Here is a 15,508-nt window from a genome sequence, read left to right on the forward strand (position 1 = left end):
CGAGAGGAAAACCCTGCTGCGTGAAACCTTTTCTTGAGACGTTGGTCGCAAAGTGTCTGTGCGCGTGGGGCGCATAATAAGTGGGTGATAAGATGGTGGTGGTGAAATTGCGGCCGGATGCGGCCGTGACATTCGATCGTGAGCGGTTGGATCAACTTTATGCGGAGTTGGGTCGATCAGGAGCAGACGATGTGATTTCCAAAGCGATGGAAGAGTTGGCGGTGCGGTTGGCGAAGGTGGGCAATGCCCATAAGAAAGGGGATTTCCCTCAGGTTCAGAAATCGGCGCGGTCCATGATTGCGATCTCGGATCAGATCGGGATGGTGACGCTCGCTCGTGTCGCGGGGGCTGTGAATGAACTGGCCCAGTCAGGCGATTATGTCGCGCTCGCCGCTTGCGTGTCGCGATTGGTGAGGATTGGTGAGAACTCTCTTCTCGCGATTTGGGATCATCAAGGGGCGTCGTTGTGACTGTTTGCGGAGAAACCGAACCGTGATGGGGCGGGTGCGTGAACTGGCTTGCAGGCGGCAGGGGATGCGATAGTCTGACCCCGCACGCCACGAAAGGTTTCCACTATGTCGCTCTCTTTTGCCTCGGTCGCAGAGAATTCTGTTCCGTTGTTTCTCGTCACGCCTGACACGCTTGAGGCTTGTTTGGAAGGGCTGCCACCCGCACAGGCCGCTTGGGTGCGCTCTCAAGGGTTTACGGCAGGTGCTGGTGCCGTATGCGTGCTTCCGGGCGATGGCGGTATTGCCGGTGCAATCGCGGGGCTCGGAGATGAAAAAGCGCGGGCGCGCGGACGGTTTGCACTTGGCGGTATCCGTGTGAAGCTTCCCAAAGGGCTTTATCATCTCGTGTCGGAGCTATCTGGTGAGGCGCTAGACGAACAGCTCCTCGGGTGGTTGCTTGCCGGATATGTGTTTGATGCCTATGCAAAAGCATCGGCTCCCGAGGCGGAACTTGTGGCGCCAGAAGGTATCGATGCCGCGCGTCTGGAGGCAATTGCCGCAGGCGAGGCTCTGACGCGCGATCTTATCAACACGCCTGCCAATGATATGGGACCTGCAGAGTTGGAGGCCGCTGCACGCGACCTCGCTCAGTCTTTCGGGGCCGAGATCGATGTCACCGTCGGCGCTGATCTTATTTCGGCCAATTTCCCGATGATCCATGCCGTTGGGCGGGCGTCGCCACGTGCGCCGCGTTTGATTGACATGCGGTGGGGGCAGGAAGGTCCTCGGCTGACGCTCGTCGGGAAAGGCGTCTGTTTCGACACAGGCGGCCTGAACATCAAGCCGGGTGCGTCTATGGGGCTCATGAAAAAGGATATGGGCGGGGCTGCGACGGTGCTCGGGCTCGCCATGATGATCATGGCGCTGAACCTGCCGCTGCAGTTGCGTGTTCTTGTCCCCGCTGTCGAGAATGCTGTTGGTGGCGCTGCATTCCGTCCGCAGGATATTTTGCCTTCGCGGAAGGGCCTCACGGTTGAAATCAACAATACAGACGCCGAAGGTCGCCTTGTCCTCGCCGATGCATTGGCGCTCGCCGATGAAACGCCGCCGGACCTGCTGATTTCTATGGCCACACTTACGGGTGCGGCCCGCGTTGCAGTTGGCGCTGATCTCGCGCCGTTCTTCTCGACCGTGCAGGAAGATGCCGCAGCCATTTCTGATGCCAGCCGGTCTGTGGCCGATCCGCTCTGGCAGTTGCCGTATTGGGAACCCTATGAGTCGATGATCGAACCGGGGGTGGCTGATCTCGACAATGCGCCTGCGGGCGGTATGGCGGGGGCGATTACGGCAGCGCTCTTCTTGCGCCGCTTTGTGACCGAGACCCCGCGCTACATGCACTTCGATATCTACGGCTGGAACCGCGCCGCGGCACCTGCGCGCACGAAGGGCGGTGTAGGGCAGGGCGCGCGCGCGATCCTTGCGGCTCTTCCAGATCTGTTGAAACTATGACTGACCGTCGATTGACGCCAGCAAATGCCCGTGTAGCGCTCGCAGGTTTTGCGACAGCGGGTCAGATCGAACTTACGCCGACGCCGTTTCGCGTATCGCTTCCCGTTGCTGATCTCCGTGCGTCACCAGATGGTCCGCGGGATCGCCAGCTCCTTTGGGGAGAGCAATTCGACGTCCTGGAATTGCGTGACGGATGGGCGTTCGGTGTGGCAAAGCGGGACGGCTATGTTGGGTACGTTGAAGAATCGGACCTCGACCCGTATCTCGCGCCGACGCACCTCGTGTCTGCACGGGCGACGCATCTCTATCCCGTCGATGATTTTAAGGCTGAGGCGGTAACATCCCTATCCTTCGGGTCGCGCTTGCGCGTCGTGGCAGAGCGAAAGAAGTTTCTCGAGGTTGAGGGCGGATACTACGTGCCCAAGGCGCATGTTCGTTTGATTGAACGTCCCTTTTCCGATCCTGTGACCATCGCACAGATGCTTTTCGGGGCGCCCTATTTGTGGGGCGGGAACTCGGCCTTCGGGATCGATTGCTCGGGGTTGGTGCAGGCTGCTCTCTTGACCTGTGCGATTGATTGCCCCGGAGACAGCGATCTTCAGATGTCGCTCGGCGCACCGGCGGAAGGCGGGTATCAGAGAGGCGATCTATTGTTCTGGAGAGGGCACATCGCGCTTTGCGTCGATTCAGATGTTCTGATCCACGCAAACGCGCACCATATGGCTGTCGCGTATGAGCCGATTGAAAAGGCCATCGCGCGGATCGAGGCGCAGGGCGACGGTCGGCTCACCGCGCATAAGAGGCTCTAAGGTTTCTAGTCGATTGGGCGAATGAGCTTGCGCTCGAGAATGCGGAGCACCATCCGTAAATCGGAGCCGCGTTTCAGGATTTGCCCGTCCATACCGATCACGGCATACATGCCCTGTTTTCCGCGGAGTTTCGGGCGCTTTTCAATGCGATAGATCGGGTGCTCCGCCGTCCGGCGAAACACGGAGAAGACGGCGACATCTCTCAGGAAAGACATCCCATAGTCGCGCCACTCTCCGGCGGCAACCATGCGTCCATAAAGGCCCAAGATCGTGCCGAGCTCATGGCGATCGAACGCAACCTTGTCTGGTTGAGACGCGGAATGCGGCGTAGGGCCCGGAAATGGGGTAGGGGGCTGTGCGTTCATGAATTAAAGGTGGAGCCAATCACGTCACAAATCAAGGTGTCACAAACACAGGTTGAGCTTTGCCACACTTTTGCCACAAATAAATCCCCGCATTTTCTCTTTGGCCCCCTCATTTGGCCGGTTTCGAACTCCAAGACGTGTGTCCAGAGCGAGAACGCTTTACCCGGTGTCGCGGTTAACAGCCCCCACCTTGTTCGCGGCGCCGGGGATCCCGCTCTCCTTGCCATTTTCGCCAAGGAAGTAGGGAGGACGGCCCGATCCTAAAATTCTAACCGCAGCTCGCACCGAGAATGTCTCCAGCCTCGTTCAGGAGAATGTTCAGCCGCGCGGGATTATGGTCCATCGTGACGGCCATTCCGGGACGGATGATCCTATGTGGGGTCGGGAGCTCAATCCCCTCAAGCGCTGCCACTGGCTCGCCGATGAGCGGCGCAATGACGTCGACTCCGCAGGACACCTCCGAAGTTTCCGCGGCGGGGGCTGTCTCGGCTTCTCCTTGACAGGCTGCGAGGCCGAGAAAAGTCGAAGCGATCAGATGAAATCTCTTCATTTTCGAACTCCGTAGCGGGCGATAAACATTTCGACGGCACTATCGACGATGTGGCTGCGCTCTTTTTCAGATGTTTCGGTGATGAGGCCGAGCGCAAAGAGCAGAGGGTTGCGCACTTTGCACAGGTCAGCGAACTGTTCTGCCGCAAGCTCCGTATCCGGAATGCTGAGTTCTCCCCGTGCGACGCAGGTGGCGAGATATTGGGAGAGGCGGGCTTTTACCAAGCCCGGACCGCTGGCGTAGAACTTTTCCCCGAGTTCGGGAAATCGTTCGCTCTCTGCAATGGCAATGCGATAGACGGCACGGCCGAAGTCCGAGAGCACGAAGTCGAGTATCCTGCGTCCGGCAGAAGGGAGCACGACTTCGGCTGGCAGACTCTCATCCATCCGTTCCTGAAAGGAGTCAGCTTGCCGCCGGCTCTCTTGCGTTGCGATTTCTATGAAGAGAACGCGCTTGTCCGGAAAGTAGCTGTAGAGGGTCGCTTTCGAGACCTGCGCCGCCCGCGCGATATCGTCGACGGACGCGCCCTCAAACCCGTCGCGGAGAAATACCGTGCGCGCGCCTTCAAGAACCTGATCGAATTTTCGACCTTTTTTGATAGCTGGTTTGGTCTGCGTCATGGTTCCTCCGATCTGTCGAGTCTTAGAATGATGATCAAGGGCTGAAAAGAAAAAGGCAGGCACGACGGCCCGCCCCAGTGTTCGACAGGGATGTGTCGAAGGTGCCGCACGACAGAGCGGCACGCAGAATCTAAACTGAATAGTTTAGATGTGCAAGTGTGCGTAAACGGTTGCTATCTCACTGCGACGATTTAACAGTTGTCGCCAAAGTTGGTTCTGCATATTTTAGAACCATTCTAAATTGAAAGGCCTTATGATGTTCCCCGGCTTCACCTCGCGCAAACGGTTTTCTGATCTTTCAGAGCAAGAAGTATTGGCTCTGGCGATCTCCTCAGAAGAGGACGATGCGCGAATTTATCGCCAGTATGCGGGGTATTTGCGGGAAGAATTTCCGAGCAGCGCGCGGGTCTTTGACGAGATGGCGGTGGAGGAAGACGGGCATCGTGAAGCGCTGATCAAACTGCACCAAAAGCGGTTCGGTGATGTTATCCCGCTCATCCGTCGTGAACATGTTTCCGGCTACTACGCGCGTAACCCAGTTTGGCTCATTGAAAATCTCGGCCTCGAACGTATCCGTGAGGAGGCGCAGGCGATGGAGCAAGGCGCGGAGCGGTTCTATCGCAAGGCCGCTGAACGCACGCAGGATGCAGATACGCGCGCCCTGCTCGGTCGTCTCGCGGCGGCAGAGGCAGGCCACGACAAAATGGCAGGTGATCTGGAGGCCAAGCACCTCGATGAGGATACGCGCTCAGAGGAAGATCAGTCCGCACATCGTCAATTTGTGCTGACATGGGTTCAGCCGGGTCTTGCCGGTCTCATGGATGGGTCGGTCTCCACACTCGCGCCGATCTTTGCGACGGCCTTTGCGACACAGAACACGCATACGACGTTTCTCGTTGGTCTGGCGGCGTCTGTCGGGGCAGGTATTTCCATGGGCTTTACGGAGGCTGCGTCGGACGACGGGGAGTTGTCGGGACGGGGGTCTCCGGTCAAGCGTGGCGTAGCTTCCGGTGTCATGACGACCGTTGGCGGGTTGGGCCATGCCTTGCCCTACCTGATCCCGCATTTCTGGACGGCTACGATCATTGCGATGGTTGTCGTCTTCGTGGAGCTCTGGGCCATCGCGTGGATTCAGAAGAAATACATGAACACGCCCTTCATGCGCGCGGCCTTTCAGGTTGTGTTCGGGGGCGCCTTGGTGTTCGCTGCTGGGGTGTTGATCGGCGGCGGGTAAACCCGTCGCAGCCCTGAGAGAAGACCGGTTTCGTGACCAGAATATATGTTGATGCAGACGCCTGTCCGGTGAAAGCCGAGGCCGAAAAGGTCGCGACGCGGCACAAAATCCAGTGTCTATTCGTCTGCAACGGGGGGCTCCGGCCGTCACAAAATCCTTATGTTGAAATGATATTCGTGCCGGATGGACCCGATGTCGCGGACATGTGGATTGCTGAACGTGCCGGTCGTGGCGATGTGGTCGTGACGGGCGATATTCCGTTGGCGGCAAAGGCCGTGGAGGCCGGTGCACGAACGCTAAAGCACGATGGCGAGGCCTTCACGCCTTCAAACATCGGCAACGCACTCGCGACGCGGGACCTGATGTATGATCTGCGCGCGGCGGACCCTTTCCGCCAAGGCGGGGGTAGACCTTTCTCGAAAGCGGATCGTTCCCGCTTTCTCGATGCATTGGAGCGGGCCGTGCAGGCGGCCAAAAGAGACAGTCAATGACCGTAGAAGCCGTAATTTTCGACATCGGAAACGTATTGATCGAATGGCAGCCAGAGCGCCATTATGACGCCGTGATCGGTGAAGCTCGCCGCAAAGAGATGTTTGATGCCGTCGATCTGCATCAGATGAATGACCTTGTGGATCAGGGGCACAGTTTCCGTGAGACGGTTCTGGGTGCGGCAGACAGCTATCCCGAGTTCCGCGAGGAAATCCGGATGTGGTATTTCGACTGGATCAAAATGGCGACGCCCGAAATCCCGCACTCTGTCCGTCTCCTGCGCGCGCTCCGGTCACGTGGGGTTCCTGTCTTTGCCCTGTCAAATTTCGGGATTGAGAGCTTCGCCTTTGCCGAGACCCAATATCCATTCCTGACCGAGTTCGACCGCCGCTACATTTCCGGCCACATGGGCTGCGTGAAGCCGCATTCCCTGATTTACGAGATGCTGGAAGCGGACTGCAAAATTTCTCCCGAGAACCTGCTTTTCACTGATGATCGACACGAAAATGTCGCGATGGCGCAGTCACGGGGCTGGCAAACGCACGTGTTTGAAGGTCCCGAAGGCTGGGCGAACCGTTTGGTCGCCGAAGGTCTTTTGAGCGCGGAAGAGGCGGCTTAAGCGAGCGCTTTCTCGACGCGTTTGCCGAGGGGAATTTCCTTCACGGGCAAATGCACGATTGCAGAGAACGCCCCGACGCCGACACCGATCCACCAGACCAGTGTATAGTCGCCGTAGAGGTCATAGAGACGACCGCCGAGCCACACGCCAAGGAACGCGCCGAGCTGGTGGGAGAAAAAGACGATCCCATAGAGCGTACCCATATAGCGCAGGCCATAGATGTGTGCGACCAAGCCGGAGGTCAGCGGCACAGTCGCGAGCCAGAGCGCGCCCATGGACACCGAGAAGATGAGCACGGACGTCGGTGTGATCGGAAGGGCGATGAAGATCGCGGCTGCAATGGTTCGGCCGAGGTAAATACCTGACAGAAGGTATTTTTTTGAGTACCGCTTGCCAAGATACCCCGCGAGAAGCGTGCCGCCAATGTTGGCGAGGCCAATCAGTGAGATCGAGACGGCGCCTAGGGCCGAAGTCGAGGTAACCCCGAGGCTTGCCAAAGTGCCCGTCGGATCAATCGCGCCGCACATTTCCGTCACGAGCGCGGGAAAATGCGCGGTGATAAAGGCGAGCTGATAGCCGCATGAGAAAAAGCCGAGGAAGATCAGTGCATAGGACGGATCGCGAAAGGCTTTGCCGAGAATGGAGCCAAAGCTTTCTTCAAGCTCCGCTTTGCTCGCGGCTTCTGGGCTCCGCATCATCGGAAGTGTCAGGAGCGTCGCGAGGACGGCAGCCGCGAAGACGATAAAGACGGTCTGCCAGGACATGAAACTCAGCATCCATTCTGCCATCGGCGCGCCAAAGACCTGACCGGCGGATCCTGCTGCAGTGGCAATCGCGAGCGACATGGAGCGGTTCTCATCCGAAGACGCGCGCCCGACAACGGCGAGGATCACGCCAAATCCGGTGCCAGCGACCCCGAACCCGACCAGCGTTTCATAGAACTGGTGTGCGACGGGGGAGACGGCGAAGGACGAAAGTACGAGGCCCGCTGCGTATGTAAAAGCGCCAATGATAATCGCTTTGCGATCCCCGATGCGCTCCGCGATCGCGCCGAAAATTGGCTGGCCAATCCCCCAAAACAGGTTCTGGATCGCAATGGCGAGCGAGAATTCGGCACGCGGCCAATTGAATTCTTCCGCAATCGGGATCTGAAACACGCCGAACGACGCACGGATCGCAAAGCTTACGAGAATGACGATACAGCCCGCGATGAGAACCGGGGTGATGAGGGGCGTGCGCGTGTCGGACATAAGTGTCTCCTTTCGCCAAACATCCCCGAAAACAGCGTCGTGCGTCAATTGAATGATGGAGATGGCCTACATCATCTTTCCTTATGCAACTGCGGCAGGTAAGCACATCCCATGACGACTCTGATGGAAATTTACGATGCCCGCGTGGCTGAGGGAACCTTGCGTCCGGACCCGGCGCAGGTGGCCGTATTGCCATTGCTGGAGCGTGTTCGCGCCGATCTCGCACAGATGCCAGCAAAGAAGGGGCTTTTGTCCCTCATCGGGGGCAGGAAAAAGCCTGAACCTGTTCGTGGCCTATATCTCTGGGGTGGCGTCGGCCGTGGTAAATCCATGTTGATGGACCTGTTCTATGAACATTCGCCCGTTCCCGCCCGCCGCGTCCATTTCCACGCCTTCATGCAAGAGGTGCAGGCAGGCATCGAGGCGGCGCGGAAATCCGGCGTCTCTGATGCAATCGCCCCTGTTGTCGAAGGTATCGCCAGCGAAATCAGGCTTTTGTGCTTTGATGAAATGCAGATCACGGACATCGCCGATGCGATGATCGTCGGGCGTTTGTTCGAAGGTCTGTTCGCGAAGGGCGTTGCGATTGTCACCACGTCAAACCGCGTGCCGGACGATCTCTATAAGGACGGTCTGAACCGGCAGCTTTTCCTGCCATTTATTGAATTGATCAAGGAACGCCTCGACGTTCACCACCTGCATTCACCGGTTGATTATCGGCAAGGGCGTTTGACCGGAACGCCGGTCTATTTTCATCCTGTTACCGCAGATGTGCGTGCGACAATCAATGATATTTGGGGCGATCTTACGGGAAATGCCACAGAGAGCCTGACGCTCAAGGTCAAAGGTCGTGACGTGGTTTTGCCCCGTTTCCATAACGGGATCGCGCGCGCGACCTTCTGGGATCTGTGCGGGCAGATGTTCGGGCCGGGCGACTATCTCGTGATTGCCGACGCTGTGAAATTGCTCATCCTTGAAGATATCCCACGCCTGACGCGCGGGAACTTTAATGAAGCGAAGCGTTTTGTGACGCTCATCGACGCGCTCTATGAGGCGAAGGTGCGCACCGTTTGCACCGCCGTTGACGAGCCGGAGCGCCTCTATATCGAGGGCGCCGGCGCGTTCGAGTTTGAACGCACCGCTTCACGTCTGCGCGAAATGCAAGACAAGGATTGGGGCGAAGAGGCGTAAGGCTAATCGCTTAGCCTATCGCCAGAATTTCCCGAACGCGCGGAGCGACTTCCTCACCGAAGAGCTTGATCGTGTCCATGATGGCATCATGGCTCACAGGACCTGCGGAGTATTTCAGGTCAAACCGATCAAGCCCGAGCACGGACACGGTTGCCGCGATTTTTTGCGCCACGGTGTCCGGCGAACCGACGTAGAGCGCGCCCTGTTCCACCTCATGATCGAAGGCGTCGCGGGTCAGCGGGGGCCAGCCACGGGTGCGGCCGATACGTGCATGCATGATCCGGTAGCCTTCAAAATACCGATCGCGCGCTTCCTTATCAGTTTTGGCGATGTGTCCCGGAGAGTGCGCGCCAAGCGGGAGCATCGGGGCGCCCATCTTTTTCCGGACATCCCGATAGAGGTCTGCATAGGGTTTGAAGCGGGCCGGATTGCCGCCAATGATGGCGAGTGCCATCGAAATGTCGTTCGTCGCTGCGCGGACCACGGACTCCGGCGTGCCGCCGACCCCAATCCAGACCGGAATGGGCTTTTCTGGACGCGGATAGACGACCTGCTGCTTCAGGGCGGTGCGGTGACGGCCTTGCCAGCTTACCTTTTCTTCGGTCGCAAGGCGCTTGAAGAGATCGAATTTCTCTTCGAAGAGCATTTCGTAATCGGACAGGTCAAAACCGAACAGCGGGAAGGATTCAGTAAAGGAACCGCGCCCGAGCGTAATTTCCGCACGACCGTTCGAGATTGCCTGAATCGTCGAGAAGCGTTGGAAGACGCGGATCGGATCGTCGGAAGACAGCACTGTCACGGCCGAGGTGAGTTTGATGCGTGAGGTCTGCGCCGCAATTGCTGCGAGCACCGGCTCAATCGCGGAGACCGCGAAGTCGGGGCGGTGGTGTTCGCCGAGGCCGAAGACATCCAGACCGACTTTGTCGGACAGGACGCCCTCAGCGATGACGTTTCGGATGACCTGACCGTGCGGCAGATCATTCCCATTCTCGTCCCATGTGACGTCGCCAAACGTGTCTACGCCGAATTCCAAAGTCATGTGGTATCTCCTGTGTTACGGACAGAGATACGCGCGCAGACATCCATATCAAAGACGCGCGCGCGCACAGACTCTGTTCAGGAAACGCCATCAGCCGTTGGTCTGAAGGATGTTTCCTGCAAGGTAGAGTGAGCCACAGATCAGGATGCGGGCGTCCGGCGTGTGCTCCACAATGGATTTCACAGCCGCCATGACACTGTCTGCTTCGGTCGCGTCAAACCCTTCTGCGCGCGCTATTGTAGCTGTCTCGTCAGAAGAAAGCGTTGCGGGGGCATCCGGGATAGACACTGCGATGAGGCGTTCGGTGTGACGTGCGAGCGGCTGGAGGTAACCGCCGACGTCTTTCGTGCCGAGCATGCCGCAGACCATGTAAGTCGGGCGCTTCGGCAGGCGGTCGAGAGCCTCTGCCAGCGCATCACCTGCGGCGGGGTTGTGGCCACCGTCGAGCCAGAGTTCTGCCTTCGGCGCCGCTTCGATCAGCGGACCGGTTTTCAGGCGTTGCATCCGGGCGGGCCAATAGGCATCGGTGAGCGCAGCCTCAAAAGACACGTCGTCGAATCCAAGCTGACGCAAGGCTGCAATGGCCGCGCCTGCGTTCAGAACTTGGTGATGACCGAGCAGCGTGGGCAGAGGAAGATCACGAAGTCCGTTCTCGTCCTGATAGATCAGGCGGCCGCGTTCTTCCCAGACATGCCAGTGCTGTCCATAGACCATGAGCGGCGCACCAAGACGTGCTGCGGTTGCTTCGATAACTTCGAGGGCTTCGTCCGGCTGTGGGCCAACAATGCAGGGGACGCCACGCTTGATGATGCCGGCTTTCTCAGACGCAATCTCACGTAGCGTTTCGCCGAGGAATTGCGTGTGGTCCACCGAGATCGGCGTGATGATGGTCAAAGCGGGATCTTCGATGACGTTGGTCGCATCGAGGCGTCCGCCGAGGCCAACCTCCAGCAGCGTGTAATCCGCAGGCGTGCGGGACATCGCGAGGAGACCCGCGACCGTCGTGATCTCGAAGTAGGTGATCGGTTCACCGCCGTTGGCGCGCTCGCACTCTTCGAGAACTTCCATCAGATCAGCTTCGGAGATCAGCTCTCCTGCGAGACGGATACGTTCATGGAAGCGCGCGAGGTGAGGCGACGTGTACGCATGCACAGTTTTGCCACCGGCTTCGAGACCTGCGCGGATCATCGCCTGGGTCGAGCCTTTGCCGTTTGTTCCGGCGATATGGATCACAGGCGGCAGTTTTCGCTCCGGATGATCCAACGCGTCAAGAAGGCGCCAGACACGATCCAGGACAAGATCAATGATCTTCGGGTGCAGTGACATCAGCCGGTCGAGGATGACGTCGGACGTTTGGGGCGTCACTTTGCGTCGCCTTCGGGCTTCTCGAGGGCTTTAGGCGCCTCTTCAGCGGATGGCGGAGGCAGATCGCCTGCGACCACAGGAGGCAATCCGCCAAGCATACGGAGAATCGTCGCAAGCTCTTCCTTGAGCTTGTTCCGGTGAGTGACGCGGTCGAGCATCCCGTGATCAAGCAGGTATTCAGCACGCTGGAAGCCCTCTGGGAGCTTCTCGCGGATCGTTTGCTCGATCACGCGCGGACCTGCAAAACAGATGAGCGCGTTCGGCTCGGAGATCTGCACATCGCCCAGCATCGCGTAGGAGGCAGTCACGCCACCTGTCGTCGGGTGGGTGAGCACCACGATATAGGGAAGACCTGCTTCTTTTAGCATCTCAATGGCGACGGTCGTGCGCGGCATCTGCATCAAGGACAGGATGCCCTCCTGCATACGGGCGCCACCGGCTGCGGAGAACATGATGAAGGGGCGTTTCAGCGCAATCGCACGCTCAACACCCGCGATGAAAGCGTTGCCGACATACATCCCCATGGAACCGCCCATGAAGGAGAAGTCCTGTGCCGCACAAACGACGGGAGTGCGAGAGATCTCGCCTTCAGCCACGAGCATGGCTTCTTTTTCGCCGGTGTTCTTCTGTGCGGATTTCATGCGATCCGGATATTTCTTCTGATCGCGGAATTTCAGCGGGTCTTCGATGGGTTCCGGGACTGCGACCTCGACAAAGATGCCGCCATCAAACAACGCGGAGAAACGCTCACGCGGTGTGATGTGCATATGGTGGTCGCAGTTGGTGCAGACGTTCTGGTTGTCCGCCAATTCGCGGTGGAACAACATGGTGCCGCACTCCGGGCATTTCGTCCACAAATTGTCCGGCGTATCGCGCTTGGAAAAGAGCGAGTTGATCTTCGGACGGACGTAGTTGGAAATCCAGTTCATGCGCGGACCTTTGGACGTGACGTTACTTCGCTTCCAGATAAGGGGAGTGATCGGAAATTGCAATCAACGCCTGATCGCAAGACGCGCTACGAGCCAACTCACGAAGAGAAGAAGCGACTGCATGATGATAACCAGTGGGTCAGAGTAGAGTGCCGAGGGGTCAGACGTCTGCACATAGAGCGCAAATCCCGACATGCGATCCAATTGCGCAGCCAAGAGAATGGCGGAGGCGTTGTTGACGAGATGAAGTGCAATTGCGGGGCCTATTGTCCCGGAACGCATGGTCAAATCGCCCGAAAGAAGGCCGAATCCCATTGCCCAGAGGACCGGAAAGAGGCCTGCCATTCCCTCTGCGGCGCCGTCCAGGTGAGCGAGGCCGAATAGCACGGAAGAGGCAACCAGCCCGAGGCTATATGATCCGGTACTTGCCGCGATTTGGCTCTGTAAGTAACCGCGAAAAAAGAGTTCTTCGGCCAAAACTTGGATCAGGAGCGCCAAAAGGGCGATCGGGAGCCACATGAGCCAAAGAGGCAGCGACAGGTTCCGAACCATATCAACTTCGGCCTCCCAGGGTAGAAGGAGGCTCAAAAAAGTAAATGCGGCGACCCATTTCAGAGTGGTGAGAAACTGTGCGCGCATGACCCGACTGTCGCCTGTCAATTCCCGCAGATTGCGATCGTGCAGGCGGCGCGCCATCAGCACGGTCCCGAACAGCAGGAGAAAGAAACTCGCGAGTAGAGTGAACAAACCGCCCGGTGTGGTGCCGATCGCGATGCCGCGCGGGCCAAACTGCAAAGGATTCAGGTTCGGGGCGATTTGAGCGACAATAATAAAAAACAGCGGTGTCAAAAGGGCGCCGATTCCCAATGCGACCAAAAGTGAGACACCAACGCGCCAGAGTTCAGGCCGACGCATCGCAGACGCGATGATCGGAGCATAGGGATGTGTGTTCTGCACTCGTTCGGCCAACCTGTGCGTTTCCTCGTAGAAGATGGTTTCGCCCTTTGCGTATCACGCGGGCCGACTGTCGGAAAGCGCGAGAAACCGCCGATCCGGCTGGTCCTTTGCTTGCAGACAGAGCGGGAACACCTGTATGCCCCCGCCACCGTGGCGGATCGCACGTTTAGGCCTCAACTGCGAGGTGAGAGCGCCAATCGGTACCGGAGGGACACAAATGAAGCGGCTATCCACGCTATTCGTGATCAGCGCTGTTCTCAGCGCGTGCCAGATGGCTCTGCCGAATGAAGCGGGCGGCATTAAAACTGCGTCTTTAGGAGGCGGAGTTGTTGATGTTATGGCTCCGGGCGGGTTTTGCGTAGACCCGGCCTCGCTTCGGAGCGGCTTTGTCTTGATGGGGCATTGTTCGGGGTTGAATGGACAGCATAATCCGCGGCTCAAGGGACGAACAGCTGTCATAACGCTCTCACTGTCAGATCCGCTTGATCAAACGGCGGTTTTTGAGGCGGATGAGCTCTCCCGTGTCTTTTCGACCGTTGCCGGTCGTGCGGCGCTCTCACGTTCGGGGCGTGCGGAGACCGTGACGGTGCTGGAAAGCTCTGTGAAAGACGATGCAGTTATTCTCCACGCAGTTGATCGCTCTGCAGCCACCCAAGAGGGTCTGGATGACACCTATTGGCGTGGGTTCTTTGAACTGGAAGGGCGATTGGCAACTGTGACAGTTACCCCCTTCGCAGACACGCCCATGGGGGATGCATCTGCAAAACGCCTTTTGAACGATGTGATTTCCGACCTGAAGGCGAGAAATCCAGCGGCAGCGCTCTAAAGGCGCAAAACAGAAGAGAAAAGGAAAACTCGTTCTGGATTTTTTGGCCGATTGTTGAGATGAAACAGCTGTAGAAGGTTTTTCGGTTCGGAAAGAAGAAAAGGGTTTTCCCGCTGATGCGCACTCGCCTCAGACGATATCTTGGCCATCGTTTCAATCAGTTGGCGACGTCGCGCTGGGCACGCCGTGCAAACAGTGCGGAACGCATGGCTTTGCCAGCGTTGCGGCGCTTGCGTGGTCAGGCGCGTGTGCTTCGCTGGGAACTCGACCGTTTTCTCTATGTTGCGGATGGGCGTTTAGCGTTGCCTTTGATGGGGTCGAACGCGATGCAGCTACCGCTTTACACGGAATGGGCCTATCGTCCGGAGCTTTGGCGTGGCCCGCTGCCTGAAAAAGGCGCCTCTGCGATGCCGAAGAAGACCATGATCGGGTCCGAGGCGACGTTTTTTCATGATTGTGAAGTCTCTGAACTGACATTCCGGCAAATTCGCAACCGATCCGAAGGCGACCTCGCGCCTTTTGGGCTGCGGCTTGAAATCTTCCGTTTCGACGGGAGTTTTCTGTCGCTGTCAGTCGAAATGCCGCCAGAATCTTTTACGGGCCTCACAAAGCGCCACCTTGTCCGGCTGGACTACTCGGTGGATGTGGAAAGACCTCTCAAGGTTTTTGCGCGGCTCAACGTTCAACACGGTCCGAACCTCGAACAAATTGTTCGCGAAATGTCTGTGGATGGTGCCGAGGGTGCGGTCGAATTCGATCTGGCCTATTCTAACTTGAATGAAAAACGGACTGAAAAGCTCTGGGTCGATTTGATTTTCGAGGACCCCGGAATGAACCAGATTATCCTGCGGGATGCGACGTTGTCGCGGCGCCTGCGGGCAGAGCTATGATCGGAGACGCGTGATGGAAGATGTGAAGCTGATCAAGACGCGATTGCATGCCGGTGTGTGGGAAGGAGAGCTTCACGTGCATGGCGCAACGTCTGCGCCGGAAATTGATGTGACCTGTTTCGGGGAAACCGTCGAAGGGCATTCACTCAACCAGGACCCGGATCGTCCCCATGTTTGGTTGTTCCGCTTCGACGTGCCGAGCGACAGCATTCACGACGGTGTCCAAACCTTTCTGTTTTCCGATCGTAAGAGCGGCGCGCGCCTTAGCTCTCTGAGCATTATGGCTGGAGATGCGCTCGCAGAGGACCTAAGGGCCGAAATCGACCTCCTGCGGGATGAACTTGATTTGCTCAAACGGGCGTTTCGCCGTCACTGTCTCGAAACTGGCGCAAATTGATCTCGGATTGACGCTGCGTT

18 protein-coding genes are annotated in these 15,508 nt (G+C 58.0%); 10 read left to right on the plus strand and 8 right to left on the minus strand.

Translation table 11 applies throughout. The features are described from left to right. Positions 1-80: 80 nt before the first annotated feature. The 3 genes from LA304_RS02060 (at position 81) to LA304_RS02070 (ending at position 2,767) form a co-directional block, all read left to right on the plus strand. Positions 81-470: a hypothetical protein gene (locus LA304_RS02060; protein WP_224501465.1), complete on the plus strand. Its 390-nt coding sequence runs from the start codon at positions 81-83 to the stop codon at positions 468-470. A 105-nt stretch (positions 471-575) separates the two neighbouring features. Next, positions 576-1,958: a leucyl aminopeptidase family protein gene (locus tag LA304_RS02065; RefSeq protein ID WP_224501466.1), complete on the plus strand. Its 1,383-nt coding sequence runs from the start codon at positions 576-578 to the stop codon at positions 1,956-1,958. Beyond that, positions 1,955-2,767, plus strand: a complete 813-nt coding sequence (locus LA304_RS02070) for a C40 family peptidase (protein ID WP_224501467.1) — start codon at positions 1,955-1,957, stop codon at positions 2,765-2,767. Before LA304_RS02065 ends, LA304_RS02070 begins: the two co-directional genes overlap by 4 nt. Before the next feature lie 5 nt (positions 2,768-2,772). On the opposite strand, the gene LA304_RS02075 is transcribed toward LA304_RS02070, so the two are convergent. From LA304_RS02075 to LA304_RS02085, 3 genes are all read right to left on the minus strand, one after another. Then, a complete protein-coding gene (locus LA304_RS02075) occupies positions 2,773-3,132 on the minus strand; it encodes a DUF2794 domain-containing protein (protein ID WP_224501468.1) in 360 nt (119 codons plus the stop codon). A 268-nt stretch (positions 3,133-3,400) separates the two neighbouring features. Beyond that, entirely contained in the window at positions 3,401-3,682 is a 282-nt protein-coding gene (locus LA304_RS02080; RefSeq protein WP_224501469.1) for an I78 family peptidase inhibitor, read from the minus strand. Next, a complete protein-coding gene (locus LA304_RS02085) occupies positions 3,679-4,302 on the minus strand; it encodes a TetR/AcrR family transcriptional regulator (RefSeq protein WP_224501470.1) in 624 nt (207 codons plus the stop codon). Before LA304_RS02085 ends, LA304_RS02080 begins: the two co-directional genes overlap by 4 nt. Before the next feature lie 256 nt (positions 4,303-4,558). Here LA304_RS02085 and mbfA point away from each other — a divergent pair, with 256 nt between their 5' ends. Genes mbfA through LA304_RS02100 form a run of 3 tightly spaced genes read left to right on the plus strand, consistent with a single transcriptional unit; the run spans position 4,559 to position 6,644 of the window. Continuing rightward, a complete protein-coding gene (mbfA, locus tag LA304_RS02090; protein ID WP_224501471.1) occupies positions 4,559-5,536 on the plus strand; it encodes an iron exporter MbfA in 978 nt (325 codons plus the stop codon). A 32-nt stretch (positions 5,537-5,568) separates the two neighbouring features. Next, positions 5,569-6,027, plus strand: a complete 459-nt coding sequence (locus LA304_RS02095; protein WP_224501472.1) for a YaiI/YqxD family protein — start codon at positions 5,569-5,571, stop codon at positions 6,025-6,027. Then, positions 6,024-6,644 (plus strand): HAD family hydrolase, encoded by a 621-nt coding sequence (locus LA304_RS02100; protein ID WP_224501473.1) that lies wholly within the window; start codon positions 6,024-6,026, stop codon positions 6,642-6,644. The genes LA304_RS02095 and LA304_RS02100 overlap by 4 nt, the downstream gene beginning before the upstream one ends. Here the strand turns inward: LA304_RS02100 and LA304_RS02105 are convergent. After that, a complete protein-coding gene (locus LA304_RS02105; protein WP_224501474.1) occupies positions 6,641-7,894 on the minus strand; it encodes an MFS transporter in 1,254 nt (417 codons plus the stop codon). The two genes, LA304_RS02100 and LA304_RS02105, sit on opposite strands and share 4 nt — an antisense overlap. Before the next feature lie 111 nt (positions 7,895-8,005). On the opposite strand from LA304_RS02105, the gene zapE reads away from it, so the two are divergent. Further along, positions 8,006-9,085, plus strand: coding sequence for a cell division protein ZapE (gene zapE, locus LA304_RS02110; RefSeq protein WP_224501475.1), 1,080 nt, complete (start codon positions 8,006-8,008; stop codon positions 9,083-9,085). Between the two features lie 10 nt (positions 9,086-9,095). On the opposite strand, the gene LA304_RS02115 is transcribed toward zapE, so the two are convergent. The 4 genes from LA304_RS02115 to LA304_RS02130 form a co-directional block, all read right to left on the minus strand. Next, positions 9,096-10,124 (minus strand): LLM class flavin-dependent oxidoreductase, encoded by a 1,029-nt coding sequence (locus LA304_RS02115; protein ID WP_224501476.1) that lies wholly within the window; start codon positions 10,122-10,124, stop codon positions 9,096-9,098. A 90-nt stretch (positions 10,125-10,214) separates the two neighbouring features. Next, a complete protein-coding gene (locus LA304_RS02120) occupies positions 10,215-11,489 on the minus strand; it encodes a bifunctional folylpolyglutamate synthase/dihydrofolate synthase (protein WP_224501477.1) in 1,275 nt (424 codons plus the stop codon). Further along, positions 11,486-12,418, minus strand: coding sequence for an acetyl-CoA carboxylase, carboxyltransferase subunit beta (gene accD / locus LA304_RS02125; RefSeq protein WP_224501478.1), 933 nt, complete (start codon positions 12,416-12,418; stop codon positions 11,486-11,488). The genes LA304_RS02120 and accD overlap by 4 nt, the downstream gene beginning before the upstream one ends. Before the next feature lie 63 nt (positions 12,419-12,481). Continuing rightward, entirely contained in the window at positions 12,482-13,387 is a 906-nt protein-coding gene (locus LA304_RS02130; RefSeq protein ID WP_224501479.1) for a CPBP family intramembrane glutamic endopeptidase, read from the minus strand. A gap of 205 nt (positions 13,388-13,592) precedes the next feature. Between LA304_RS02130 and LA304_RS02135 the strand changes: the two genes are divergently transcribed. The 3 genes from LA304_RS02135 (at position 13,593) to LA304_RS02145 (ending at position 15,488) form a co-directional block, all read left to right on the plus strand. Then, a complete protein-coding gene (locus tag LA304_RS02135) occupies positions 13,593-14,201 on the plus strand; it encodes a hypothetical protein (RefSeq protein WP_224501480.1) in 609 nt (202 codons plus the stop codon). A 116-nt stretch (positions 14,202-14,317) separates the two neighbouring features. Then, positions 14,318-15,091 (plus strand): DUF6478 family protein, encoded by a 774-nt coding sequence (locus LA304_RS02140; RefSeq protein WP_224501481.1) that lies wholly within the window; start codon positions 14,318-14,320, stop codon positions 15,089-15,091. 13 nt (positions 15,092-15,104) lie between these two features. Further along, positions 15,105-15,488 carry a hypothetical protein gene (locus LA304_RS02145; protein WP_224501482.1) on the plus strand — a complete coding sequence of 128 codons (384 nt, stop codon included), beginning with the start codon at positions 15,105-15,107 and terminating at the stop codon, positions 15,486-15,488. Positions 15,489-15,508 lie beyond the last annotated feature (20 nt).

The sequence above is a fragment of the Celeribacter litoreus genome (assembly GCF_020165855.1).
In the GTDB taxonomy this organism is placed as follows: domain Bacteria; phylum Pseudomonadota; class Alphaproteobacteria; order Rhodobacterales; family Rhodobacteraceae; genus Celeribacter; species Celeribacter litoreus.